A 23259-nucleotide genomic window follows, 5' to 3' on the forward strand; every position below is an offset into this window, starting at 1 on the left:
AGGGTCAGGTGCTCGACGTTCGCCACCAGGGTATAGGAATCCGAAGACAGCACGAGGTCCGTGCCGCCGCCCTCGGCCTCCACGACCAGGTCCGCGCCGTCGACGATGAAGGTGTCGTCGCCCAGGCCGCCGGCCAGGGTGTCGGCACCGGCGCCACCGTCCAGGCTGTCCGCGCCCGCGCCGCCGTCCAGGCTGTTGCCGGCGCTGTTGCCGGTGAGGCGATTGGCCAGGTCGTTGCCCGCGCCGTTGAGATTGGTGTCGCCCGTCAGGATCAGGTTTTCGGCGTTTGCCACCAGGGTATAGGAAACCGAAGACAGCACGAGGTCCGTGCCACCGCCTTCGGCCTCGACAACCAGGTCGACGGCGTCGACGACATAGGTATCGTCACCCAGGCCGCCCGCCAGGATATCGCCGCCGGCGCCACCATCCAGACGGTTATGGCCCGCGGTGCCGGTGACGATGTTGGCCGACGCGTTGCCGGTACCGTCGAGGGAGGCTTCACCGGTCAGGGTCAGATTTTCGACTCCGGCCGACAGGGTATAGCTGACCGACGCCAGGATGGTGTCGCTGCCGCCATCGGCGGCTTCGGCCACCTGGTCCGCGACATTGTCGACGACATAGGTGTCGTCGCCCAGGCCGCCGCTGAGGGTATCCGCCCCCGCGCCGCCGTCCAGCCAGTTATTGCCGCTGTTGCTTTCGATCGTGTTGTTCAGCCCGTTGCCGGTGGCGGTGACATGGTCGCTGCCGCCCTGGACCAGGCGCTCCAGGTTGTCACCCAGGACGTAGCTGAGGGCGGTGAAAACGGTATCGCTGCCGCCACCTTCGGCTTCGCTGACCCAATCGCCTTCGCCGACGTGATAGGCGTCGTCGCCCGCACCACCGGTCAGGCTGTCGGCGCCGCTGCCGCCGAACAGGCTGTCGTTACCGGCGCCGGAGGTGATGGCCACAGCGCCGCCGCCGGCCGTCACCTGGATGCCGTTGGCGATGGCGGACAGGTTGAGCGAACCGCCGTCGGTCAGCAGGAAGCGTGTGCCCGCGACCGTGGCGAAACCGGAAATGAAGCCGGTCGTGGCGCGGACCTCGTTGGCGCCGCCATCCAGGACTTCAAAGCCGGAGACAGTCCCGAAGATGTCGCCGGATTCGTACCGGAAGGTGTCGGTGCCGTCGCCACCGTCATAGGCACCGGCCACCGTATCGGTGCGGCGCCACACCAGGGCATCGTCGCCGGCGCCACCATCGAAGCTGTCAATGCCGCCGCCGGTCAGCAGGACGTCGTTGCCGTCGCCGCCGAACAGGGTGTCGTGGCCGGCATCCGGATTGAGGCTGTCACCGCCATTCAGGGTATCGTCGCCACCGCCGCCGATCAGACTGTCGTCACCGGCGCCGCCCCAGACATTGTGGTTGCCGCTGCCGCCGATGACCGTGTCGTTGCCGTCATCACCGGACAGGTAGCCGCCGCCGGCGGCATCGGTGATGACGTCGTTGCCGGCGCCGCCCCAGACCTGGTCGTTGCCGTCGCCACCGTCGAGACGGTCATGACCGGCATTGCCGAAGATTTCATCGTCGCCGCCACCACCGGACAGGAAGTCGTTACCGTCATTGCCGGACAGGGCATCAGCCGATTCCGAGCCGCTAAAGGTGTCATTGCCAGGGGTGCCGAGGAAGACGACGGAGTCGGGCTGGGGCAGCGCCTGGAGGGCGGACAGGTTCAGGTCATCACGCGTGGCGGACAGTTTGATCATGGCTTCCCCCCGGGGCTGGTCAGGTGTGTTTATAAGTTAAGGCGGCGGCAGACTATGTCAGTCCTGCCGTAGAGGGAAGCCGGATTCGAACGCGGTTCTCGGGATTCGGCGCCATATTCGTCTCTGGCGCGAGATTGTCCGGCCGGTCACGCGAAGAGCCCTTCCCTACCGAGTTTGCATCTGTTAACCTTCGTAATCGATTACAATAGCCGTGGCGTGCAAGATCGCGGCAATCGTGTGGGAGAAGACAGTCATGAAATTCCAAGCTGCGACGGCTGCGGCCGTCCTGACCCTGTTTGCTGCGCCGGCCTTCGCCGGAGATGCCCTGGGAACCTTCGCAAAACACCTCGATATCGGCGCCACAGCCATCCCAGGCAAGGCCGTGTTCAAGGACGGCAGCTACACTCTGACGGCCAGCGGAGCCAATATCTGGGGCGCCGTTGACGCCTTTCATTATGCCGCCAATCCGGTCTCCGGTGACGTCGTCATCGCCGCCGATGTCAAGTTTGAGGGCCAGGGCGTCGATCCCCACCGCAAGGCGGGCGTCATGCTGCGCCAGAGCCTGGACGCCGGCAGCCCCTATATCGACATCATGGTCCATGGCGACGGGCTGGTGTCGCTGCAGTTCCGTGAGACCCAGGGCGGGGAAACCCATCAGGTGACCGCCAACCAGAAGGGCGCCACCCGGGTCAAGCTGGAATACCGCAACGGCTATGCCTGGATGTCGCTGTCCGGCGCCGATGGTCAGACGCGCTATGTCGGCGGGGGCGTCCGTTTGCCGCTGGAGGGCAGCTATTTCGCAGGCCTGGCGCTGAGCGCGCACAACAACGCCGTCAGCGAGACGGCGGTGTTTTCCCACGTCGAGCTGGGCGCCCTGGCGGCCCAACCGGCGCCGACGCCGCAGACCCCGGTCGAGAGCACCCTGGAAACGCTGGAGATCAGCAACCACAACCGCACCATCGTCTGGCATACCACCGGCCATATCGAGGCGCCGAACTGGTCGCATGACGGGTCGTACCTGCTGTACAATTCCGGCGGACACCTGTTCACCCTGCCTGTTGCCGGCGGGACACCGGAACAGCGGGAAACCGGTGCGCTCAGCAAGATGAACAACGACCACGGCTTCTCGCCGGACGGCCAATGGATCGTGGTCAGCGACCAGACCCAGCCCGACAACCAGTCGCGCATCCATATCCTGCCGGCGGCGGGCGGTGAACCGCGCCTGGTCACGCCGAATGGGCCGTCCTACTGGCACGGTTGGTCGCCGGACGGCAAGACCCTGGCCTATATCGCCAACCGCGGCGGCGATTACGACGTCTACACCATCCCGGTCGAGGGCGGAGCGGAGACGCGGCTGACCACCACGCCGGGGCTGGACGACGGATCGGAATATTCGCCCGACGGCCAGTGGATCTATTTCAACTCGGTGCGCAGCGGCAATATGAAGATCTGGCGGATGAAGGCCGACGGCAGCGGCGCCGAGCAATTGAGCTTCGGCGACGGCAGCCGCGACTGGTTCCCGCATCCGTCGCCCGACGGTAAGTGGATCGCCTTTATCGCGTTCGGCACCGATGTCGCGGTCGGCGATCACCCGGCCAACAAGGATGTGGTGCTGAAGCTGATGCCGGCGGCAGGCGGCGAGCCGGTCGTGCTGGCGAAGCTGTTCGGCGGCCAGGGCACGATCAATGTGCCGTCGTGGTCGCCCGACAGCAAGAAGATCGCCTTCGTCAGCTACCGTCCGAAGGGGTGATTGACGCAAGACGGCGCAAGGGGTTTAGGTAAGGCTCTTACCTTGGGGGATTTCCGTGCGCCGTTTTCTAACCGCCGGCGAAAGCCAGAAAAAGGTTGAGACCTTTGTTTTTACGGAAGCGCTGGTCGAATAAGATTTTCAACCGCCAGAGATTTATCTTACCTTTTCACGCGATAGGACCTATAGCTAGGGATGGCGACATGCGCTGCCGGGACAGGAATGGTCGGGCGGAACCGCCAAAGAACCCAGCGGGCAAAAGACCCGCATGATGACAATAACCCCCGCAAGGGGGCGGAAAGACTTCCCCAGGAGGGGGCGTAGATGGCTGATGAACGGAACGGCTCGCACCGCGCGGAGCCGCGCGTCCATGCCCTTGGCGATTCGCTGTCCGGCACCAATCTCGAACGGGCCGGCGACCATAACCAGCGCGTGACGCTGCAGGCCGTACGCGCTGCCGGCGCCCCGATCACCCGCGCCGAAATTGCCGACCTGACAGGGCTGACTGCGCCCGCCATCGCCAATATCACCAAGCGCCTGCTCAATGACGGCATGATCCTGAAGGCCGGACGCCAGTTGGGCGGCCGCGGCCAGCCGGCGACCAAGCTGGTCGTCAATCCCGACGGCGCCTTTTCCATCGGGCTGAACATCGACCGCGACCATATCGCCATCGTGGCGCTGGATTTCGTCGGCCAGGTCCGCGCCCGGGTATGCCGCGAGGTTCACTTCGCCATGCCCCAGGACGTCATCGCCTTCTTCAAGGCCGAGGTCGACAAGATCGTTGCCAGCCGGGCGATCGATATCGAGCGGCTGATCGGCATCGGCATCGGCATTCCCGACGATCTGGGCCGGGTGCCGGTTTCCAACCGGCCGGATGCTTACGAAGCCTGGTCGACCGTCGACGTCGCCTCGCTGGTCGCCGACGCCCTGCCCGTCCCGGTGCCCGTATATGTCGAAAACGACGCCGCCGCCGCCTCGATCGGCGAAATGCAGTTCGGCCACGGCCTGCAGACGCGCAGTTTCATCTACACCATCATCTCGGCGGGCCTGGGCGGCGGACTGGTCATCGACGGCCACTATTACCGCGGCGCCGACGGCCGGTCGGGCGAAATCGGATTCTTGCCGGTGAAGGACGAAAACGGCCAGACCCGCGCCCTGGAAGACATGGTGTCGCTATATGCGCTGTACGAATACCTGCGCAAGGCCGGCTTCCAGGTCGCCACGCCGGAGGATCTCGATAACCTGCCGTCGCTGGGTCTGGCCAGGGTCGAGGCGTGGCTGGACCGCGCCGCCGACCTGCTGTTCGAGCCGCTGCTGGTGATGAACTGCGCCATCAATCCCGAGGCGCACTTTATCGGTGGCCGCATGCCGGCGCGGTTTATCGAGCAGCTGTGCACACGGCTGAACCAGCGCATGCAGGGCATGAGCGACCGCATCAAGAGCATCGCGCCGGTCAAGCGCGCCGAGCTGGCCGAGGACGCCGCGGCGCGCGGTGCGGGGATCCTGCCGTTCAATGACCGCTTCCTGCCGATCCGCGAAGCCTTGATGAAGACCAACTGATGAAACGGCCGCGCCTTTTGATATTCGTGATTCTGGGCCTGATGGTCGCACTGGGCGGCGCCTGGAGTGCGTTCAATGCCGGATCGGAGTGGGCTTTTTAAGCCTTAGAGCGCGTTTCGATCCGGTAGAATCGGATCGGCGCTCTAAGTTTTTGTTTTTACGCGCATCTTAATCCAAAAAGTGCGTCACACTTTTTGGGATGCGCTCTAAGGCCAACCTCTCAGTATTTGTCATTCGCTACAGTCGCGGATATTCGTTATCCGTAGCCTGTATGCTGTTACTGTATATTGCCGCTGTGTTTTACCTCGTGACCGGGCTGTATGCCGCGCGGCTGCTGATGCGGTATGAGTTTATGGATGTCGCCCTGGACGCAGTCGAGGGCAAACAACGACCGTTCTGGCCGCGCTATCAGACCGCCTATCTGACCGCGGGGGCGTTGGTGATCGCGCTGAGCGGGCTGCTGACCCTGTTCCGGACGGACCTGGCGCTCTATGCCGCCCTGGTCGCCGTCGCCCAGCAGGCGGTCTATTTCTACTATCTGGCACCGCGCCATATGGATCCGTATGATCCCCCCGAGGCCAAAGGGCGGCGGTCGTCGCAGAACGCCTATCTCGGGTTCTGCGTCTTTACGCTGGGCCTGGCCTGGGCCTTCTGGGCACACCATTTGCGGCCGCTGGCCCTGCTGCCGCGATTGGATTTGGCCATGGCCGGGGGCTGCGTCCTGGTGTGGATGGGCTATGTCGCGTGGCTGTTATGGCCGCGGCGTTTGGGTTAGCCTCGCGCCAAAAAGTGGATTGCCACTTTTTGGATAAACGTGAGGCGTCCAAAATTGACTACCAGCGCAGCAGTTTCCCGCCGATGAGGGCGGCCGCCGCCGTCAGGATCGCCACGGACAGGCCGTAGACCGCCAGGATATAGACCGGCGCGTCCATGGTGCAGTGAAGCGAATAGGCCGCCGCCATGAAGGATCCGACCGCCAGCCCGGCCATGGCGCCCAGAGTCACCGGATGGGAGGTCGCCGTGCGGCGCAGCCACAGTCGCCACAACGCGACCAGCCCGGCGGCGCCGCCGCAGAGGATGGTGATGTAGCACAGCCGCATGCCGCCATTCAGTCCGTCGGCCACGGCCGCCATGCCGGAGCGGCCGATATCCAGCCCCAGCGCGCCGGTGACCAGGACCAGCATGACCGCGATCGGCAGCACATGGCGCCATTTCAGCCAGCCTTCCGGCCGTGCCAGGCCCGATACGGCCCACAGGGCGCTGGCGCCGGTGACCAGGAACAGCAGCGGCTTGCCCACCGCCATGAATTTCATCGGCGCGCCGGCCAGTTCAGGACGCAGGCCGTAGAAGCCGATGACATAGGCGGCGGCCAGGAGGAAGCCGACACCGGCGCCCAGCCACATCGGCCAGTTGCGCAACGGTTTGACGGGCTTGAGATCCTTGGTCAGGTCGTCGATCAGGGTGTCACTCATCGGCGCCTCCCTTGATCCCGACAAGGCCCTGCAGCTTTTTCAGGCCACGATGGACGATGACCTTGACCGCGGAGGCAGACTTACCCGTGGCGGCGGCGGTTTCCTCGACGCTCAGCTCATTCAGCTTGTGCAGGCTGATGATCCGCGCCTGATCCTTGGGGAGTTGCCCCAGCAGCACCTTGACGTCGCGCGCCGCCAGGTCGGGCCGCAGGCCGTCGTCGACGCCCATGGCCTCGTCCAGCTCGACATGGACATGGCGGCCGGCCTTGCGGACATAGTCGATCAGCTTGTTGCGCGCGATCGCCGCGATCCACGGCATGAAGGGCGCGGTAACGTCGTAGGTGTGGCGCTTTTCATGTAAACTCAACAGGGTCATCTGTACCAGGTCTTCACAATCGCCGCCGTGCAGACGGCGGCGGAAATAGGACAGGAGCCACGGCCGAAGGGCGGCCAGCAGCTTGCGGTAAAGGCCTGCGTCGCCGTTCAGCGCCGCACGCATCCACCCCTGCCATTCATCCGAGTTATACGTGTTCATGACCGATCAGGTTACACCGCCGGATCGTTTTTCGAACGATCGCCTGTTCAGCGCTTGTAATCTGCACCGGCGGCATCAGGCCAGCGAAAATTTCCACCACCGCGATGTAACCGGCTGTATCCGGCCTGCGTAACTCTCAGCCAGGATGCGCTGCTGCATTCCCGCAACCCTGTCTGAGGAAACCACCCCATGTCCACGTCCCCCATTCGCGTCCTGCAAGTTACCGCCGCCCTGGCTGCCCTGGTCGGTGGCGCCGCCCTGGTCGCCAGCACCGCCTCGGCCAAGGAAGGCTTCGAAAAGTGCGCCGGCGTCGCCAAGGCGCGCATGAACGACTGCGCCACCAAGGCCCATTCCTGCGCCGGCCAGGCCAAGGCCGACCGTGATCCGGCCGAATGGGTCTATCTGCCGACCGGCACCTGCGCCAAGCTGGCCGGCGGCAAGGTCGTCAGCTAAGCACCTTCGGGGCGGCTTTGCTTGAGACGCCTGTATTTGCGGAAATGACAGCAAGTCGCCCCACCACCATTTCGCTGCGCTCATGGTCCCCCTCCCCCCGCAAAGAGGCGCGGGGAGGTATCAGAAAAAGCTAAGCCATGCCCCCTTCTTCCCTCCCTGCCGGTATGGGCCTGCGCGCACCGCACGTGGCGCAGATCGTTGAACAATGCCCGGCGGTCGGGTTTCTCGAAGTCCATACCGAAAACTATTTCGGCGGTGGCGCCCGGCTGAAAACCCTGGAGCGGCTGCGTGAGACATATCCCCTGTCCTTTCATGGCGTCGGCCTGTCGCTGGGCCGGGCCGACGGTCTCGACAAGGATCATCTGCGCCAGGTGGCGGCCCTGGTGAAGCGTTTCGATCCCATCCTGGTGTCGGAACACTTAAGCTGGTCGGCCTACAGCCATGTCGCCGTGCCCGACCTGCTGCCGGTGCCGTTCACCCATGAAGCGCTCACGGTTTTTGCGCAGCATATCGATGAATTTCAACAACTTATAGGCCAGCAGGTGTTGATCGAGAACCCGTCCAACTATGTTGCTTTTGACGGGCTGGACTATGACGAACCGGAATTCCTATCGCTGCTGGCGCAGCGGACCGGCTGCGGCCTGCTGCTGGACCTGAACAATATTTTCGTCAGCGCCCATAATCTCGGCCACGATCCCCTAGTGTATCTGAAGGAACTCCGGGATCCCCAGGCGGTGCGGCAATATCACCTCGCCGGTCATATCCGGTCGGGCGACCTGCTGCTGGATACGCATGGCGCTACTGTCTGTGCGGAGGTATGGTCGCTGTACGACCGCGCGCTTGCGCAGTTCGGACACCGACCGACCCTGATCGAGTGGGACAGCGATATTCCGCCGCTTGATGTCTTGCTGGGCGAGGCCGCCCGTGCCGACCACCGTGCGAAGGTGCCGGCCCATGTTTGACACCCGTTCCCTAAGCGATTTTCAGCGCGATTTCCTGGACGCCGTGACGGCGGTAAAAGCGCCCGAGCATCCAGGTTTACGCGTCCATCACGACACCTGGTTCCTGGGTCTGATCGCCTGCCTCGAAGACGTCTATCCGGCGGCAAAGGCGGTTTTGGGCGAAGAGGCGTTTCGGGCCTTCGCCCGCGACTACATCCACGGCCATCCCCAGCTTCATGGCGACCGTAACCGCTATGGCGAAGAGTTTGCCGGCTTTCTGACGCGGCATCCGCACATGCCGGTGACCTGGCTGCCGGCCCTGGCGCGCTATGAGTGGGCGCTGCACCGGGCCGGTTGCGCCGACGATGCGCAAGCCTGCGGCTTCGAGGCATTGTTGGATCCGGACGCGTGCGTGAGCCTGCATCCGTCGGTGCAGCTGGTTCAGCTCGATCATGATATCAAGGCGGCCTACGCCGCCGCCCTGGCCGGTGAAGCCCCGCCCGCAGTGCGCAGCCTGGTCTGCGACGCCCTGATCGGACGCGCCCCCGACGACGAAATTTTGCACCTGTGCCTGGCCCCGCTCGAGGCCGAGTTCCTTCGTCTGGTGGTTCGCGAACAGTCGCTAATGACCGTACTCGACCACCTCAATCCCACCCCCGACGATCTTTCCTTGCTGCAGACGCTGCTTGCGCGGCTGGTGCAGCATGGACTGTTCGTTATTGCCCCGGAGACCTTGTCATGACCGCCCTTCTGACCGCCTATAATCAGTTCGAAACCCGCCTGCTCGGCCTAGGCTGGCTGAAAGGCCTGTCGCTTCTGGCCATCCGCATCTATCTGGCGCAGTTCTTCTTTTTCGCCGGCCTGACCAAGATCCAGAGCTGGTCGACGACCGTGGCGCTCTTCGCCGACGAGTACAAGGTGCCGGTCCTGCCGCCGGAACTGGCCGCGGCCATGGCGACGACGGCCGAGTTGAGCCTGCCGGTCTTGCTGGTCCTGGGCCTGTTGAGCCGGTTTGCGGCGGCGGGGTTGTTCGTCATGACCCTGGTGGTCACGCTGTTTGTCTATCCGGACTATGCAGAGAACTACTTCCTGCTCCTGCTCAGCTTCGCCATCGTCGCCAATGGCGGCGGGCTGTTCAGCGTGGATCATTGGCTGGGGCGCAAGCGCTGATCAGCTCTCGAACAGGTCGCCCGAAGCGGTCGGCGTTGCCGGTGGGGTCAGGCCCAGGTGCAGATAGGCCCGCGCGCACGCCATGCGACCGCGCTGGGTGCGCTGGATAAAGCCCTGCTGCAACAGGTAGGGTTCGATCATGTCCTCGACCGCGTCCCGGGCCTCGGCGATCGCCGCTGACAGGGTTTCCAGCCCCACCGGCCCGCCGCCGTAGTTCTCGATCAGCGCCTTCAGGTAGCGCCGGTCGGAATGGTCAAGGCCGACCGGATCAACCTCCAGCCGCGCCAGGGCCTTGCCGGCGGCCTTCTTGTCGATCAAAGCCGTGCCATCGGCCGTCGCAAAGTCGCGCACCCGCCGCAGCAGCCGCCCGGCCACCCGGGGCGTACCGCGTGAGCGCGAGGCGATCTCCAGCGCGCCGTCTTCCGACAGGACGGCGCCCATCTTGCGCCCGGTGCCCATAACCACGCGGACGAGTTCTTCCGGCGTATAGAATTCCAGCCGCAACGGAATCCCGAACCGATCGCGCAGCGGCGTCGACAGCAGGCCCGCCCGCGTCGTGGCCCCGACCAGGGTGAAGGGCGCCAGGTCGATACGCACGGTGCGCGCTGCCGGCCCGTCGCCGATAATCAGGTCCAGGACATAGTCTTCCATGGCCGGATAGAGGATTTCCTCGACCGCCGGGTTGAGGCGGTGGATTTCATCGATGAACAGGACGTCGTTGGGTTCCAGGTTCGACAGGATGGCGGCCAGGTCGCCGGCCTTGGCCAGGACGGGGCCCGAGGTGGCGCGGAAGCCGACCCCCAGTTCGCGCGCGACGATCTGGGCCAGGGTGGTCTTGCCCAGGCCCGGTGGGCCGTAGAACAGGACGTGGTCGAGGGCTTCGCGGCGTTGCGCGGCGGCATCGACAAAGACCTTGAGATTGGCCTTCAGCGGCGCCTGGCCGACAAAATCGTCGAAGGTCTGGGGCCGCAAGGCGCGGTCCTGAGCCTTTTCCTCGTAATCGCCCTCGGATTCGCCCGACACTAATCTTGCCATACTCACTTACCCAGATTTTTCAGTGCGGTACGAATGACTGCCGGCAGAGCGGCATCAGCGCCCAGGGTCTGTATCGCCGCCTCGACGGCCAGGCGGGCCTGGGTTTCCGAGATGCCGAGCCCGATCAGAGCGGCGACGCTTTCACCATTGACCGAGGCTTTCAACGGTTCGGCCGGTTTCAGCGTTAGGGGCTCGAAGGTCGCCGTGGTCAGGGCCTTGCCCTTGAGTTCGACCACGATGCGCAGGGCCAGTTTCGGTCCGACCCCGTTGGCGCGCCCGACCGAGGCCTTGTCGTCATGGGCCACCGCCTGGGCCAGTTGCCCCGGCGTCAGTACATCGAGCACGGCCAGCGCCGCCTTGGGACCGACGCCCTGGACGGTCAGCAACGCCTGGAAGGCCTGGCGCTCGTCCTTGTTGAGAAAGCCGTACAGCCGCGTGCCGTCCTCGCGCGTCTGGCTTTCGATGTGGAGAATGACTTCGGTGTCGGGTTTCGGCATGGCCGCCAGGGTCCGCACGCCGCAGCGGACGATGTAACCGACCCCGCCGGCTTCAACGAGCGCGTCTTCATCGCCGGCTTCGAGCAGAGGTCCGCGCAGACGTCCGATCATGACGAAGCTCTTTTGTGCGCTAACGCTTCGCTCCTTGAGCGCAGTTCGGCGCCAGGAGCGCTCCGCGCGGTCAAGGCCAGCGTCTGTTTCAAACCGTTCATCTTGCGCTTGTGGGCATGGGTGACGGCGCAGGCCAGGGCGTCGGCGGCATCGGCCGGCAATCCGGCTTCCGACTTACCGGCCATCGGCAGCAGGCGTTTGATCATGAACAGAACCTGGTCCTTTTCGGCACGACCGGCCCCGACCACCGACTTCTTGATATCGAGCGCGGCATATTCCGCCACTGGCAACCCGGCCTTCGCCGGCGCCAGCATCGCCGCCGCCCGGGCATGGCCCAACTTCAGGGTCGAGGACGGGTTCATATTGACGAAGGTTTCCTCGATAGCCGACTCGTCGGGCTGCCATTGCGCGATGACCGCGGTCACGCCTTCGAACAGGTTGAGTAGCCGTACGGCCAGGTCGTCGTCCTGGGGCGGTGCGATGACGCCATGCGCCACCCACGACAGGCGCGCGCCTTCGGCATCGATCACGCCCCAGCCCAGCCGGCGCAGGCCGGGGTCAAGACCGAGAATTCTAACTCTGTTCATCATATGTTCGATTTAGCCACATTTGGCGAAAGTGTCAGCAAGTTTTACAAAAAAGTCGCCGGAAGGCATAAAACACCGTTTGGCCGAAAAGTTGCACAACAGTCGCGGCGGCCGCCTTATTTCACCATTCCGGGACGGGATGAAGAAGTTAAGATTGCCATAACGCCAAAGCTGGGGTTAAGGTTTTATGAAGGTTACAGTAACGGGGGCCTGAATGAGCAGCACGAATTCGACCCTGGAGGCCTATCCTCCGGCGAAACCGAAGATGACACCCTTTGTCGCCCTGGTTATCACGGCGCTGGTGGTGTGCGCCCTGGCCGCCATGCGCGGTGAAGCGCCGATCCTGACCAACCGCCCGGACGACTGGTTCCTGTGGGTCCGCGCCGAAAAGGTGTGGGGTGGTATCTTTGCCTGCGCCGCCGTGTTCGCCGTCATCGGTCTGCTGGGTATGGTACTGCGGCTGTTCTCCGGGCCGAAGAAGATCAAGGCCGAAAAGGCGCCGCGTCCTGAAAAGACGTCGCGCCGCGAAGCGCCCGTGGCGGCCCCCGTTGTGGCCGCGCCTGCCGCTGCCGTCGAAATGCCGTCCTATGTCCCCGACGCGCGCGAAGACCTCAACGTTCCGACCTCCGAAGGCCTGACCGTCATGCCGCAGCGCGACACCCGCGGCAGCCTGAAGTTCGACGCCCATCGCCTGAACGCCGTTTCGGCTGCGGCGGTCGAGGAAGAGGTGGTCACCGCGCCGCTGTTCGCGGAGGTTCATGTGGCCGAGATGCCGTCCCTGGAGCCGGCCATCTTCCATGACAATGCCTCGGATTCCTTTCTGAGCCAGACGCCCGCCGCTGCGCCGGGCTTCGACCCCAATGCCGCCCTGTCCGAAGCCCACGGCCTGCACGTTGTCCGCGCGGCGCCGGAAGGCGAAGGCGCCAAGGTCATTCCGATTCGCCCCGACATCGCCGTACCGGCCCAGCCGGTCGCGGAGATGGTCGTCGAGACCCTGCCGGATCCCGTCGAGGCCGCCCTGCTGGCTGAGCCGACCGCGGCGCCACGTCCGGCGCCGCAAAGCGACATCCATGCCGTCATTTCGTCGGCCATGCGCTTTATCGATGCCGCCCCGGCCGAAGACGTAACGGCGCCCGTGGTCAATGGCGAGGCCGAGATTCGCCAGGCTGTCCAGACTGCCCTGTCGGTGTGGCCGGACGCCACCCGCGCCATCGCCGCCGATGAGCTGAGCGTTCGCGTATCGCATCTCTATTATGACCGCGACGCCCACAGCCGCCGTATCTTCGACCTGATCGCTTCAGGCGATCTCAGCGCCGCCGCCAGCGCGCTGCAGGTCCATGCCGACGCCCTGGCCCAGGACGGCCACGCGTCGGCCGCCGCTGAACTGTGGCGCGTCTACGGCGCCCTGCATATGGGCCGCGACGACAGCCGGGCCATGACCGCCTATGCCCGGGTGTCCGAACTGGATCCGTCCGACGCCAACATCCACCTGTATCTGACTCGCCGCTACCAGATGGCCGGCGAGGCCGCCAAGCTGCCGCCGGTGATCGAGCGCGCCCTTGGCGTCATCAGCGATCCGGCCGTCCGCACGGAATTGCTGACGCCCTATGCCGAGTTGCAGATGAAGGCCGGCAATGTCGCCGCCGGCGCCGAAGCGCTGGAAGAACTGACCCGGCTGCACGAAACCACAGCCTATCTGAAGCCCGACGACATAGCCGCCCGCTCCTCGCACGCCATCACCCTGGCGCGGTTGGCCCAGGCGCGCGAAATGCTGGGCGCCTTCGATCTGGCCGGGCCGCTGTACAAGAAGGCTCACAAGGTGTTCGCCGACCTGTCGGCGCTGAAGCCGGAACATCCGGGGCTGAAGGCCATGGCCGACAACGCCGCGAAAGATGCCAGCCGGTTCGGCGCCTGAGAACAGAGAAATGCCGGTTCGGGGCGTAGGCGGTATAAGCACGGATGAGTTTGGCTCATTTGGGCCAACAGCGCGCGGCTGCGTTTGAGCTAAAATTAGAGCGATCTTAATCGATTGCACGCTATGACGGGTACGGAAAGAGTTCGTACCGGAGTGGCGTTGTTTCATGGAAGCTGAAGGTCAGGCCTGGCTTGAAGCGGCGCAGTTGCTGGTGATCGACGACGATCCCATCCTGCGCGAATTCGCCCATGCCCAGCTCTCCAGCCAAAAAGTCACCATCGAACTGGCCTGTCATGGCGGCGAAGGGTTGGCGCGCCTGCGCCAGGGCGGCATCGACCTGGTGCTGGTCGATCTCGACATGCCGGTCATGGATGGCTTTGAGCTGATCCGCCAGGTGCGCGGCGATGAGGATTTGTGCGATCTGCCGATCGTGGTCATCACCGGCCGCGACGATATGAAGGCCATCGACCGCGCCTATGCCGCCGGCGCGACGGCCTTTGCCCAGAAGCCGCTGAACTGGAAGGTGCTGTCCTACAAGCTGGCCTACATCCTGCGCAGCGCGCGCGAGGAAGACCGCATCCGCGCCAAGGCCAGGTCGCTGCGTCAGTTGGTCCGCGCCCAGGATGAGATCATCAGCCTGTATGAAGACGGCATGACGCGGCTGCTGCACACATTGCTGGACCAGGCGGCTCAGCCCGGCGTGGCACGACTGGCGGCGGAGCTGGAACGGCTGAACCAGGCGATCCGCGACCAGGCGAGCAAACTCAGGGCCTGATAAGCGGGGTCTGAATACCGTTTCTTAAGCGATTCATTTCAAGCGTGGCGTCATGCCCATATCCCCCGCCCTGTCCACGATCCTGCTGCTGGTTGCGTCCAACATCTTCATGACGTTTGCCTGGTACGGCCATCTCAAGTTCAAGATGGAAAAGCTTTGGGTGGTGATCCTGGTGTCGTGGGGCATCGCCTTTTTCGAATACTGCCTGATGGTGCCGGCCAACCGGATCGGCTACGGCACCTTTTCGGCGGCGCAGCTCAAGACCATCCAGGAGGTCATTACCCTGGTCGTGTTCGTGCTGTTTTCGTGGCTATATCTCGGCGAAGCGCTGAAATGGCAGACCGCGGTCGGGTTCACGCTGATCGCCTGCGGTGCGGGCTTCGTGTTCTACAAGCCATGATCAGAATACAGTGCGCCGGGTGGCGAACTTGGTGGTCGACCAGGCGACACAGGAGTCGAAGCGGCGAATGGCCGGCGACGAAATAGTATTGCATGACATGGGGATCGGCGATCCGTCGTTGAAAACCAGGTAGCGATCAGCGTGTAAACGCCATGGCATTGCCGCCGTCGACGTTCAGAATATTGCCGGTCGACTTCGACGCCGCCGGCGAGGCCAGGAAGATCACCGCTTCCGCCACGTCCTCGGGGAAGACCGAACGTTTCAGCAGGCTGCGGTTGCGGTAGAAATCCTCGAGCTCGGCGTCGTCCAGGTTATAGGCCGCCGCGCGTTCGGCCCGCCAGGCGCCGTTCCATATCTGCGAACCGCGGATGACGGCGTCCGGATTGACGACATTGACCCGGATGCCATGCGGCGCGCCTTCGACCGCCAGGCAGCGCGCCAGGTGCAGCTCCGCCGCCTTGGCCGAGGAATAGGCCGAGGCATTGACCGACGGCGCCAGGGCGTTTTTCGAGCCAACGAAGACGATCGAGCCGCCCAGTGGTTTCATCGCCTTGAAGGCTTCGCGTACGGCCAGGAAATAGCCATCACTCAGGACCGCGAAATTGCGCCGCCACAGGTCCAGCGAGGTGTCTTCGATCGCTGCGGCCGAGGCGATGCCGGCATTGGCAACGAACAGGTCGACCCCGCCGAATTGGGTCGCGGCATAGGTAAAGGAGTCCAGCACGGCGGCTTCGTTGGTGACGTCGGCCTCGTAAGCGCGAACGCGATCGGCGGAATGGGCCGCGCTGAGATCGGCGCGCAGGGCTTCAAGCCGGCCACCGTCGATGTCGGTGAGGACGACATGCCCACCGCGTTGCAGGACAGCTTCGGCGATGGCGCGGCCGATACCGCCGGCCGCGCCGGTGATATAGGCGACCTGGCCGGCAAACAGGCCGGGCTTGGGCTGGCGCTTAAGCTTGGCCTCCTCCAGTTGCCAGTATTCGATGTCGAAGGCTTCCTGTTCCGGCAGGGCGGTATAGCGGTCGAGCGCTTCGGCGCCGCGCATCACCTGGATGGCGTTGGTATAGTATTCGGCGGCAATGCGCGCCGTGGCCTTATCGGCGGCGAAGGTGATCATGCCGTGGCCCGGTATCAGGACCACGACCGGATTGGCGTCACGGACCGGAGGGCTGTCGGGGCGCCGGCAGCGGTCGTAATAGGCCCGGTAGCCCTCGCGGTAGGCGTCCAGCGCCGCATCGATGGCGGCGCCATCGGCATCGGCGGCCAGGACCAGCGGCCGGATCTTGGTGCGCAGGAAGTGGTCGGGGCAGGAGGTGCCCAGCGCCGCCAGGCGGTCGAGATCGTGGGAACAGACGAAGTCGAGCACGGCGGGGCTGTCGTCGACATGAACCAGTTTAAGCCGGTCGGCGCTGAGTTTGGCGCGCAGGGCCGGGGTCAGGCGGGCGAACAGGGCGGAACGGTCGGCCGGCGTGTGGGGACGGATCTTGACGCCGCCAAAGGTCGGCCTGCCGGCGGCGCGAACATCGATGAAGTCCCTGGCGCGGCGGATCAGGTCGAGACTGTTGCGATAACAGGCCTCCGACGTATCGCCCCAGCAGATCAGGCCGTGGCCGGCCATGACCATGCCGCGCCAGTGCGGGTTGGCCGCGGCAGCGTCGCGGATGCGCAGGCCCATGTCGAAACCCGGACGCTGCCAGCCGATCCAGCCGACACTGTCGCCATAGATCAGGTGCGTCAGGCGTTCAGAGTCGTGCGCCGCGGCGATGGCGATGACGGCATCGGGATGCAGGTGATCGACATGGGCATGGGGCAGGAAGGCATGCAGCGGCGTGTCGATGCTGGCCGGACGCGGATTGAGGCCGAAGCCGCAATGGGGCAGCAGGTCGACCATCTCGTCTTCGTGGACCAGGCCGCGATAGCGCTTTTCGAGGCCGCGCGCCCGGTCGAGATACAGGGTCGAGAAACCGTCCAGCTTCATCGAACCGAGATCACCGCCCGACCCCTTGACCCACAGGACCTCGACCGGTTCACCGGTCAGCGGGTCAGGCTGGATGATCTTGGCCGAGGTGTTGCCGCCGCCGAAATTGGTGACGGTCGCATCACGGCCCAGCAGGTTGGAGCGATAGAGCAGGCTTTGCGGCGGCGTCAGGGTTGCATGGTGAGCATCGTCCCACACCGCGCCGTCCTGCGTACGGACCTCCATCGGTGTCACCTGCGACACGCCCATTCGAAACCCCAACCTGTACTTTGTTATCAATCGTACCTTTCTAAATACAATCCCAAACGATTACAATCAATCGTAAATGATCACCATTCGGCGCTTTGTATTGCCACATTATGAGATCAATCGCGTATATTTGAGAATGAGCGTCAATTTCGATCAAAAGACGCACAATTTGCCGAAAGTTGTCCGAAGCCCTGACCGCAAGACAGCGCGAATGCGATTCTCCGCTGCAACGAAATCGTCATTATTCGGCAACACCCGCCGCGCTTCCATGTCACCGGTGTCACAAAGGCTTGATTTGCGCCCGGCGTGGGATATAGTCATACAAATAAAGAAAAAGCACGAGGCGTTGACGGGTTTGCCCGCAACGACTTCGGCACAGGGTTGAACGGGAAAACATGCCAAAAAAGCATCAGGGCAAGTGCGTCGTATTCGATGTCGGCAAGACCTTCGCCAAGGTCAGCGTCGTCGACAGCGACGGACGGATATGGATCGAACGCCGGCGCGCCACGCCGCATGTCGATACCCCGCTTTACAGGGCGTTCGACGTCGACGCCCTGCATGACTGGCTGATGGAGCAACTGCGGGATCTGGGCAGCCACTACGCCATCGACCGCATCATTCCCGTGACCCATGGCGCCACCTGCGCCTTTCTGGACGAGGACCATAGACTGGTCCAGCCCGTCCAGGACTACGAATCCGCCGTGCCGGGGGAATATGTCCGCGCCTACGGCCGCATCCGCCCCGGTTTTGACGAAACCCAGTCGCCGTCCCTGCCGCTGGGCCTCAACCTGGGCTGCCAGATCTTCTGGCATTCGCGCCGCGCGCCGACCCTGTTCGCCCGGGTGCGCTGGATCCTCAACTATCCGCAGTACTGGGTGTGGCGGCTGACAGGCGCCCTGTGCAACGAAGTCACCTCCATGGGTTGCCACACCGACCTATGGTGCCCCGAGCGCAAGGATTTCTCGTCCCTGGCCGTCAAGCAGGGCTGGGCCGAACTGTTTCCCCCCATGCACCCCGCCTGGGAGCCCGTCGCCACCCTGCGCGGCGACCTGGCCCAGGCGGCAGGCCTGCCACCGTCGGTCAAGGTCTGCGTCGGCGCCCACGACACCAATGCAGCCCTGGCCAGCGTCATTGTCGACAGCGACGACTCACCGGCCCTGTTGTCCACCGGGACCTGGTACATCGCCATGGCGCCCGGCGCCTCGCCTGAAGACCTGGTGCCGCAGCGCGACTGCCTGGCCAATGTCGATGTCTACGGCCGGCCGGTGCCGTGCGCCCGCTTCATGGGCGGTCGCGTCTATGACAGCATCGTCGGCAACGGGACCACGGTCGACGAAGCCGCCCTGCGCGCCGTGATGCGCAAAGGCACCGCCGCCCTGCCGGTGTTTCTCGATACGCCCGGCGTCTGTCCCGGCCTGAACGGGGAGGTGCCGGTGAGCGGTGAAACCGCTCGGGAAAAGGCCGCCATCGGACTGTTGTATGTCGCCCTGATGACCTCGGCCTGCCTGGACCTGGTCCGGGCCTCGGACCAGGTGCTCATAGAAGGTCCAGCTGCCGGCAACCCGTTGCTGTGCGGTCTGATCGCCGCCCTGCGTCCCGGACAGGTCGTGGTCGAGGATAACCGCAACGCCGTGACCCTGGGGGCGGCGCGCCTGGCCTTCTACGACAGTCCCGCCCCGCGCGCCCGCATCCGACAGGTGGTGGCGCCGGTGCTGCGCGACGACATTCGCCGTTATCGCGAACTGTGGCGCGGACGGGTGTCAGCGGAACTGGCTGCATAAATTCTTTTTTGACGCCTCACGCCAATATACGTTTCTTGGCCGAAAAGTGCCCAGGAAATTGTCTGGCCACTTTTCGGCGCGAGGCTGTATCGACAAATCTCTGGAACCTTCGTATAGATCGATCATTATCGATCATCGCGCGGTGACGATTCGCGCAAGAGGTACGAGAACGCATGCATTTTCAGGATCGCTGGAAGCGGATTATCGACGAGCTGAGCCCGGATCGCGTGACCTCGGTGGACGAACTGACCGAGCGTCTGGGGGTGTCGCCGGCCACCATCCGCCGCGATCTCAACGAACTGGACGGCCTGGGTTATCTGCTGCGGGTGCGCGGCGGCGCCATGCGCGCGGAGAGCAAGGCCTACAAGCAGGCTTCGGACGAACGCCGCAGCGAGGGCCTTCAGGGCCAGCCGGGCTTCCTGGATACCGTCATAAGCAATGCCGCATCCAAGCGCGCCATCGCCCGCACGGCTTTGGAGTTCCTGACGCCAGGCCTGTCGATGATCATCGATGGCGGCACCACGACCTACACAATGGCGTCGATGATGCCGAACGAGCCCTATCATGTGTTGACCACCTCGATCGCCATCCTGCAGGGCCTGATCGCCCGGCCGAAGGTCAAGGTGACCCTGCCCGGCGGTGAGTTTTTCCGCGAACAAAGCATTATTCTGAACCCGTATGAGGACGGCATCCTGCAGCATTTCACGGCGGCGCGGATGTTCATCGGCTGCCAGGCGATCACGCGCAACGGTTTGCTGCAGACGGACGGTCTGCTGGTCCAGTCGGAGCGTCGGCTGATGGAGCGCGCCAGCGAGATCATCGTGCTGGCCGATTCGAGCAAGATCAATGCGTCCGGGTCGCTGGCCGTATGTCCGTTGAACAAGATCGACGTGCTGATCACCGATGACGGGATTGCGCCGGATGCGGTCAAGTGGCTGCGCGATGCCGGGATCGATGTCCGCATCGCCGAACGCACGGCCGAAGACCGCAATACGCCGGTGCCTTTGCCGCGTTGAGTCTTCCTGAGAACTGTCCGGCCGGTCTGGTCTTCTCGGCGGCATAAAAAAATCCCGGATGGAACCATCCGGGATTTTTTGTCTGATGTGACCTGGCCTCAGGTTTCGCGGAAGGTCTTCCACAGCGACTGGTTCAGCGGTTCCAGGATGTACTGCAGCACCGTGCGCTCGCGCATCGGCACCACCACTTCCACCGGCAGGCCCGGCTTCAGCTTTTCCGTGCCCATTCGCGACAAGGTCGCCAGGGTTTCCGGCGAGATCTGAACCCGCGCCGTATAGAAGGTGTTGTGGCCTTCCTTATCGGTGAAGCTGTCGCCCGACACGTCCAGGACCTTGCCTTCCAGGATCGGCGAGTTACGTTCGTGCAGCGAGACGAAACGCACCTGGGCGACCTGGCCCGGATGAATGTCGTTGCCGTTCTTGGCCGGCACCATCACCTGGATGACCAGCGGCGTGGCTTCCGGAACGATGTCCAGCAACTTCTGGCCCGGCTGGACGACGCCGCCGACGGTGAAGACCTGCAGGCCCATCACCTTGCCCGTGGCCGTGGCGCGGATATGCAGGCGGTCATAGGCGGCGCGCGCCGCGACCAGTTGCGGTTCCATGGTCTTCAGGCGGCCCTGGGTGTCGTTCAGGTCGGCCATGACATTGTCGAGATACTGCTTGCGGATGCCGACGGATTGCATCTGGGTTTCGCCGATTTGGGCGTTGGCAGCGGCGACCTGGGCTTTCAGGGCGCCATATTCGCCTTCCATGCCGGCGATCGATTCCTGCAGGGCGCGCACCCGAGTGGTCGGCGCGTAGCCGCGGGCATTCAGGTCCTCGACCCCTTTCAGTTCGTCCTTGGTCAGGGCCTGACGGGTCTGGTTGGAGGTCATCTGCTCCTGGTTGCCGATGATCTGCTGTTCGCTTTGGGCGACGCGCTGTTGCAAGACCGACATCTGCGACGCGAGGAAGGTGCGGTTCGACGCCATGGTCTGGCGTTGCAGGTTCATCGACTCATCGATCACGGGACGGAAGGCTTCCGGCAAGTCGGCGAACTCGACCGGTTCGGCGAAGCCGCCGCGCTGGCCCTGCTCGGCCAACAGGCGCGCCTCGCGCGTCTTCAGGTCGATATACTGAGCCATCAGGGCGTTGGCATTGGCCTCGGTTTCGTCGCCCGACATCGTGATCAGCTCCTGGCCCTTGCGGACCATGTCGCCTTCCTTGACGTGCAGGGCGGCGATGATGCCGCCTTCCTTATGGGAGACTTCCTGGCGGTTGCCGATGACGGCGATCTGGCCGCTGGCATAGACGGCGGCGTCGACGCGGGCAAAGGTCGCCCAGCCCAGCAGGACGCCGAAGAAGATAAAGACGACCAGCAGACCGAAACGGATGTCGTTACGCGGGTCGTCCGAACCGTTGGCGCCGGTCACACCCAGAAGGGCGCCGATGCCGCCACCGGACGGCGGAGTCTTGGCTTCAGGGGACGGGGCGGCAGTGTCGAAATGGGTGCTATCGGGCATGTCAGTTGGCGGCCTTTCCGCCGGTAATCGGCGCCAGGCTTGTCGGCGGCGCGGCGTTGGAAGCTTGTTGTTTCTTCATGGCTTCGGCGTATTGCGCCGGCGTGCCGAGGAAGGCGACTCGGCCGTTGGCCAGCATCATCAGACGGGTCACACGGTCCAGGACCATGGCGCGGTGGGCGATGACGATGACGGCGCCGCCACGGGCGCAGACACCGTTCATGGCGTTGATCAGGGCGATTTCGCCGGCCTGGTCCTGATAGGCATTGGGTTCGTCCAGCACCAGAATCGGCGGGTCGCGGTACAGAGCCCGCGCCAGGGCGACACGTTGCGCCTGACCGCCGGACAGCCCCTGGCCGTTCATGTTCAGCACGGTGTTGTAACCGTTGGACAGTTGCAGGACCATGTCGTGGACACCGGCCAGCTTGGCGGCGGTGATGACCAGTTCGTCGATTTCGTCGGAATTTCCGGTTTCGAAACGGCAGATATTGTCGCGGACCGAACCCGGGAACAGGGTCGGGTCCTGGGGCAGGTAGCCCATATACTTGGCCAGGACTTCGGGATCCCAATCCTTGCGTTCGGCGCCGTCGACACGGATCGTGCCGATCTCGTAGCCGTCACAGCCGACCAGGACGCGGGCCAGGGTCGACTTGCCGGCGCCGGAGACCCCGGCAATGCCCAGCATCTCGCCCGGACCGACCCGGAAAGTGATGTTTTGCAGGATGTAGGCCTTCTGCTCCGAATGGACGATGCTGAGGCCCTCGACCTCCAGCACCGCCTTTGGACGCGGCAGGCTGGTCACGGTCTTGCTGGCGTCTTCGCTCAGGGCCTTGTCGACGGTGCGGAAGGCGTTGTAGCCGCGAATCAGGCTGCGCCAGTTGGAAATGACCTGTTCCATCGGCATCAGGGCGCGCGCCATCAGCAGCGACGCGGCGAAGATGGCGCCGGCCGAGATTTCCTGTTTAACCGCCAGATAGGCGCCGACGCCCAGCGAGATCGACTGCAGCAGCTGGCGCAGGAATTTCGAGGTCGTGGCGTAGCCGCCGACGCTCAGATTGGCCTTGATCTGGTCGTCCAGGGCCGAATGGCGTTCATCGAGCTGCTGGTTGACCAGGGCGCGGCGCATGCCCAGAGCGCGGACGACGTCAGCGCGCTGGGTTGTGGCTTCCTGGCGGGCATAGGCCTTCTGCATGTTCTCGGCGGCCTGGGTGATATAGCGGTAAGAGGCGCGCTCGCTCAGCCAGGTGATGATGCCCAGCAGGACGCCGCCGCCGACCGTCATCCAGCCCAGGACCGGGTGCAGGATGAAGCACAGTCCGACAAACAGGAATATCCACGGCAGGTCGAACAGGGCGACCATGCCCTGGCCCGACAGGGTCTGTTTGAAGGTGTCGAATTCACGCAGCAGGGCGGCATTGGTCGCCTGACGGCCATTGCCGATCCGGGCATAGAGATGGTTCAGCACATTGCCGACCAGGACCTTGTCCAGGCGCATCCCCGACCGCATCAGCAGGCGCGACCGCACGCTGTCCAGAAACGACAGGGCGACCAGCGACGCGATCAGCATCATGGTAATGTAGACCAGGGTCGTCATGCTCCCGGTCGACACTACGCGGCCATAGACCTGCAGCATGTAAAGCGTCGGCGCCAGGCTGAGCATGTTGATGAAGAAGCTGAACACCGCGGCATTGATAAAGTGCGGGCGGGATTGCTTGATCGCGTCCGCCATGACGGAGCTGATCTTGAGTCGGGAGAGAGCTGAAATCATGGCGGCCGTTATATCAGGTGAGTAT

The 23259-nt window shown here is 64.2% G+C and carries 21 protein-coding genes; 12 read left to right on the forward strand and 9 right to left on the reverse strand.

The window, feature by feature from the left end; genetic code table 11:
• The coding region (locus ABAC460_RS51100) for a calcium-binding protein (RefSeq protein ID WP_023451503.1) at positions 1-1742 on the reverse strand (1742 nt) is incomplete at its 3' end.
• A gap of 253 nt (positions 1743-1995) precedes the next feature.
• On the opposite strand from ABAC460_RS51100, the gene ABAC460_RS26100 reads away from it, so the two are divergent.
• The 3 genes from ABAC460_RS26100 to ABAC460_RS26110 all read left to right on the forward strand — a co-directional run bounded on the left by ABAC460_RS26100 (position 1996) and on the right by ABAC460_RS26110 (position 5824).
• Positions 1996-3492, forward strand: coding sequence for a TolB family protein (locus ABAC460_RS26100; protein WP_023451504.1), 1497 nt, complete (start codon positions 1996-1998; stop codon positions 3490-3492).
• Positions 3493-3813: 321 nt separating this feature from the next.
• Positions 3814-5049: an ROK family transcriptional regulator gene (locus ABAC460_RS26105; RefSeq protein ID WP_023451505.1), complete on the forward strand. Its 1236-nt coding sequence runs from the start codon at positions 3814-3816 to the stop codon at positions 5047-5049.
• Positions 5050-5320: 271 nt separating this feature from the next.
• Positions 5321-5824, forward strand: coding sequence for a hypothetical protein (locus ABAC460_RS26110; RefSeq protein WP_023451507.1), 504 nt, complete (start codon positions 5321-5323; stop codon positions 5822-5824).
• 58 nt (positions 5825-5882) lie between these two features.
• Here the strand turns inward: ABAC460_RS26110 and ABAC460_RS26115 are convergent, their stop codons facing one another.
• Complete coding sequence (locus tag ABAC460_RS26115) at positions 5883-6521, reverse strand: NrsF family protein (RefSeq protein ID WP_023451508.1); 639 nt, start codon at positions 6519-6521, stop codon at positions 5883-5885.
• Positions 6514-7056: a sigma-70 family RNA polymerase sigma factor gene (locus ABAC460_RS26120; protein ID WP_023451509.1), complete on the reverse strand. Its 543-nt coding sequence runs from the start codon at positions 7054-7056 to the stop codon at positions 6514-6516. Before ABAC460_RS26120 ends, ABAC460_RS26115 begins: the two co-directional genes overlap by 8 nt.
• Positions 7057-7245: 189 nt before the next feature.
• On the opposite strand from ABAC460_RS26120, the gene ABAC460_RS26125 reads away from it, so the two are divergent.
• The 4 genes from ABAC460_RS26125 (at position 7246) to ABAC460_RS26140 (ending at position 9620) form a co-directional block, all read left to right on the forward strand.
• Entirely contained in the window at positions 7246-7509 is a 264-nt protein-coding gene (locus ABAC460_RS26125; protein WP_023451510.1) for a BufA1 family periplasmic bufferin-type metallophore, read from the forward strand.
• A gap of 137 nt (positions 7510-7646) precedes the next feature.
• On the forward strand, positions 7647-8471 hold the full coding sequence (gene bufB / locus ABAC460_RS26130; RefSeq protein ID WP_031236225.1) for an MNIO family bufferin maturase: 825 nt from the start codon (positions 7647-7649) through the stop codon (positions 8469-8471).
• Positions 8464-9192 carry an HvfC/BufC N-terminal domain-containing protein gene (locus tag ABAC460_RS48030; RefSeq protein WP_023451512.1) on the forward strand — a complete coding sequence of 243 codons (729 nt, stop codon included), beginning with the start codon at positions 8464-8466 and terminating at the stop codon, positions 9190-9192. The genes bufB and ABAC460_RS48030 overlap by 8 nt, the downstream gene beginning before the upstream one ends.
• A complete protein-coding gene (locus ABAC460_RS26140; protein ID WP_023451513.1) occupies positions 9189-9620 on the forward strand; it encodes a DoxX family protein in 432 nt (143 codons plus the stop codon). Before ABAC460_RS48030 ends, ABAC460_RS26140 begins: the two co-directional genes overlap by 4 nt.
• On the opposite strand, the gene ruvB is transcribed toward ABAC460_RS26140, so the two are convergent.
• The 3 genes from ruvB to ruvC are packed head-to-tail and all read right to left on the reverse strand — an operon-like array spanning position 9621 to position 11853.
• Positions 9621-10655: a Holliday junction branch migration DNA helicase RuvB gene (gene ruvB, locus ABAC460_RS26145; RefSeq protein WP_031236227.1), complete on the reverse strand. Its 1035-nt coding sequence runs from the start codon at positions 10653-10655 to the stop codon at positions 9621-9623.
• 2 nt (positions 10656-10657) lie between these two features.
• A complete protein-coding gene (ruvA, locus tag ABAC460_RS26150; RefSeq protein ID WP_023451515.1) occupies positions 10658-11263 on the reverse strand; it encodes a Holliday junction branch migration protein RuvA in 606 nt (201 codons plus the stop codon).
• Positions 11260-11853, reverse strand: coding sequence for a crossover junction endodeoxyribonuclease RuvC (gene ruvC, locus ABAC460_RS0124040; protein WP_235075742.1), 594 nt, complete (start codon positions 11851-11853; stop codon positions 11260-11262). Before ruvC ends, ruvA begins: the two co-directional genes overlap by 4 nt.
• A gap of 211 nt (positions 11854-12064) precedes the next feature.
• Between ruvC and ABAC460_RS26155 the strand changes: the two genes are divergently transcribed.
• The 3 genes from ABAC460_RS26155 (at position 12065) to ABAC460_RS26160 (ending at position 14940) form a co-directional block, all read left to right on the forward strand.
• Complete coding sequence (locus ABAC460_RS26155) at positions 12065-13765, forward strand: hypothetical protein (protein ID WP_023451517.1); 1701 nt, start codon at positions 12065-12067, stop codon at positions 13763-13765.
• Positions 13766-13931: 166 nt separating this feature from the next.
• Positions 13932-14540, forward strand: a complete 609-nt coding sequence (locus ABAC460_RS0124045) for a response regulator (RefSeq protein WP_023451518.1) — start codon at positions 13932-13934, stop codon at positions 14538-14540.
• Positions 14541-14592: 52 nt separating this feature from the next.
• A complete protein-coding gene (locus ABAC460_RS26160; protein WP_023451519.1) occupies positions 14593-14940 on the forward strand; it encodes a DMT family protein in 348 nt (115 codons plus the stop codon).
• Between the two features lie 136 nt (positions 14941-15076).
• Here the strand turns inward: ABAC460_RS26160 and ABAC460_RS26165 are convergent, their stop codons facing one another.
• A complete protein-coding gene (locus ABAC460_RS26165) occupies positions 15077-17143 on the reverse strand; it encodes a bifunctional rhamnulose-1-phosphate aldolase/short-chain dehydrogenase (RefSeq protein ID WP_031236232.1) in 2067 nt (688 codons plus the stop codon).
• Between the two features lie 419 nt (positions 17144-17562).
• On the opposite strand from ABAC460_RS26165, the gene ABAC460_RS26170 reads away from it, so the two are divergent.
• Complete coding sequence (locus tag ABAC460_RS26170) at positions 17563-18948, forward strand: FGGY-family carbohydrate kinase (protein WP_023451521.1); 1386 nt, start codon at positions 17563-17565, stop codon at positions 18946-18948.
• A 173-nt stretch (positions 18949-19121) separates the two neighbouring features.
• On the forward strand, positions 19122-19964 hold the full coding sequence (locus ABAC460_RS26175) for a DeoR/GlpR family DNA-binding transcription regulator (RefSeq protein ID WP_023451522.1): 843 nt from the start codon (positions 19122-19124) through the stop codon (positions 19962-19964).
• Positions 19965-20062: 98 nt separating this feature from the next.
• On the opposite strand, the gene ABAC460_RS26180 is transcribed toward ABAC460_RS26175, so the two are convergent.
• Together ABAC460_RS26180 and ABAC460_RS26185 are read right to left on the reverse strand one after the other, a co-directional pair.
• Positions 20063-21469, reverse strand: coding sequence for an HlyD family type I secretion periplasmic adaptor subunit (locus ABAC460_RS26180; protein ID WP_023451523.1), 1407 nt, complete (start codon positions 21467-21469; stop codon positions 20063-20065).
• 1 nt (position 21470) lies between these two features.
• Positions 21471-23195 (reverse strand): type I secretion system permease/ATPase, encoded by a 1725-nt coding sequence (locus ABAC460_RS26185; RefSeq protein WP_023451524.1) that lies wholly within the window; start codon positions 23193-23195, stop codon positions 21471-21473.
• Between the last annotated feature and the right edge of the window lie 64 nt (positions 23196-23259).

The organism is Asticcacaulis sp. AC460 (assembly GCF_000495795.1).
In the GTDB taxonomy this organism is placed as follows: Bacteria; Pseudomonadota; Alphaproteobacteria; order Caulobacterales; family Caulobacteraceae; genus Asticcacaulis.

Bases quoted from the DNA above. Each gene is read 5' to 3' on its own strand.
- ruvC (WP_235075742.1), bottom strand. From the start codon at position 11,853: ATGATGAACAGAGTTAGAATTCTCGGTCTTGACCCCGGCCTGCGCCGG.
- ABAC460_RS26180 (WP_023451523.1), bottom strand. From the start codon at position 21,469: ATGCCCGATAGCACCCATTTCGACACTGCCGCCCCGTCCCCTGAAGCC.
- ABAC460_RS26110 (WP_023451507.1), top strand. From the start codon at position 5,321: ATGCTGTTACTGTATATTGCCGCTGTGTTTTACCTCGTGACCGGGCTG.
- ABAC460_RS26105 (WP_023451505.1), top strand. From the start codon at position 3,814: ATGGCTGATGAACGGAACGGCTCGCACCGCGCGGAGCCGCGCGTCCAT.
- ABAC460_RS26100 (WP_023451504.1), top strand. From the start codon at position 1,996: ATGAAATTCCAAGCTGCGACGGCTGCGGCCGTCCTGACCCTGTTTGCT.
- ABAC460_RS26175 (WP_023451522.1), top strand. From the start codon at position 19,122: ATGCATTTTCAGGATCGCTGGAAGCGGATTATCGACGAGCTGAGCCCG.
- ruvA (WP_023451515.1), bottom strand. From the start codon at position 11,263: ATGATCGGACGTCTGCGCGGACCTCTGCTCGAAGCCGGCGATGAAGAC.
- ABAC460_RS26155 (WP_023451517.1), top strand. From the start codon at position 12,065: ATGAGCAGCACGAATTCGACCCTGGAGGCCTATCCTCCGGCGAAACCG.
- ABAC460_RS26120 (WP_023451509.1), bottom strand. From the start codon at position 7,056: ATGAACACGTATAACTCGGATGAATGGCAGGGGTGGATGCGTGCGGCG.
- ABAC460_RS26140 (WP_023451513.1), top strand. From the start codon at position 9,189: ATGACCGCCCTTCTGACCGCCTATAATCAGTTCGAAACCCGCCTGCTC.
- ABAC460_RS48030 (WP_023451512.1), top strand. From the start codon at position 8,464: ATGTTTGACACCCGTTCCCTAAGCGATTTTCAGCGCGATTTCCTGGAC.
- ABAC460_RS0124045 (WP_023451518.1), top strand. From the start codon at position 13,932: ATGGAAGCTGAAGGTCAGGCCTGGCTTGAAGCGGCGCAGTTGCTGGTG.
- bufB (WP_031236225.1), top strand. From the start codon at position 7,647: ATGCCCCCTTCTTCCCTCCCTGCCGGTATGGGCCTGCGCGCACCGCAC.
- ruvB (WP_031236227.1), bottom strand. From the start codon at position 10,655: ATGGCAAGATTAGTGTCGGGCGAATCCGAGGGCGATTACGAGGAAAAG.
- ABAC460_RS26115 (WP_023451508.1), bottom strand. From the start codon at position 6,521: ATGAGTGACACCCTGATCGACGACCTGACCAAGGATCTCAAGCCCGTC.
- ABAC460_RS26170 (WP_023451521.1), top strand. From the start codon at position 17,563: ATGCCAAAAAAGCATCAGGGCAAGTGCGTCGTATTCGATGTCGGCAAG.
- ABAC460_RS26165 (WP_031236232.1), bottom strand. From the start codon at position 17,143: ATGGAGGTCCGTACGCAGGACGGCGCGGTGTGGGACGATGCTCACCAT.
- ABAC460_RS26160 (WP_023451519.1), top strand. From the start codon at position 14,593: ATGCCCATATCCCCCGCCCTGTCCACGATCCTGCTGCTGGTTGCGTCC.
- ABAC460_RS26185 (WP_023451524.1), bottom strand. From the start codon at position 23,195: ATGGCGGACGCGATCAAGCAATCCCGCCCGCACTTTATCAATGCCGCG.
- ABAC460_RS26125 (WP_023451510.1), top strand. From the start codon at position 7,246: ATGTCCACGTCCCCCATTCGCGTCCTGCAAGTTACCGCCGCCCTGGCT.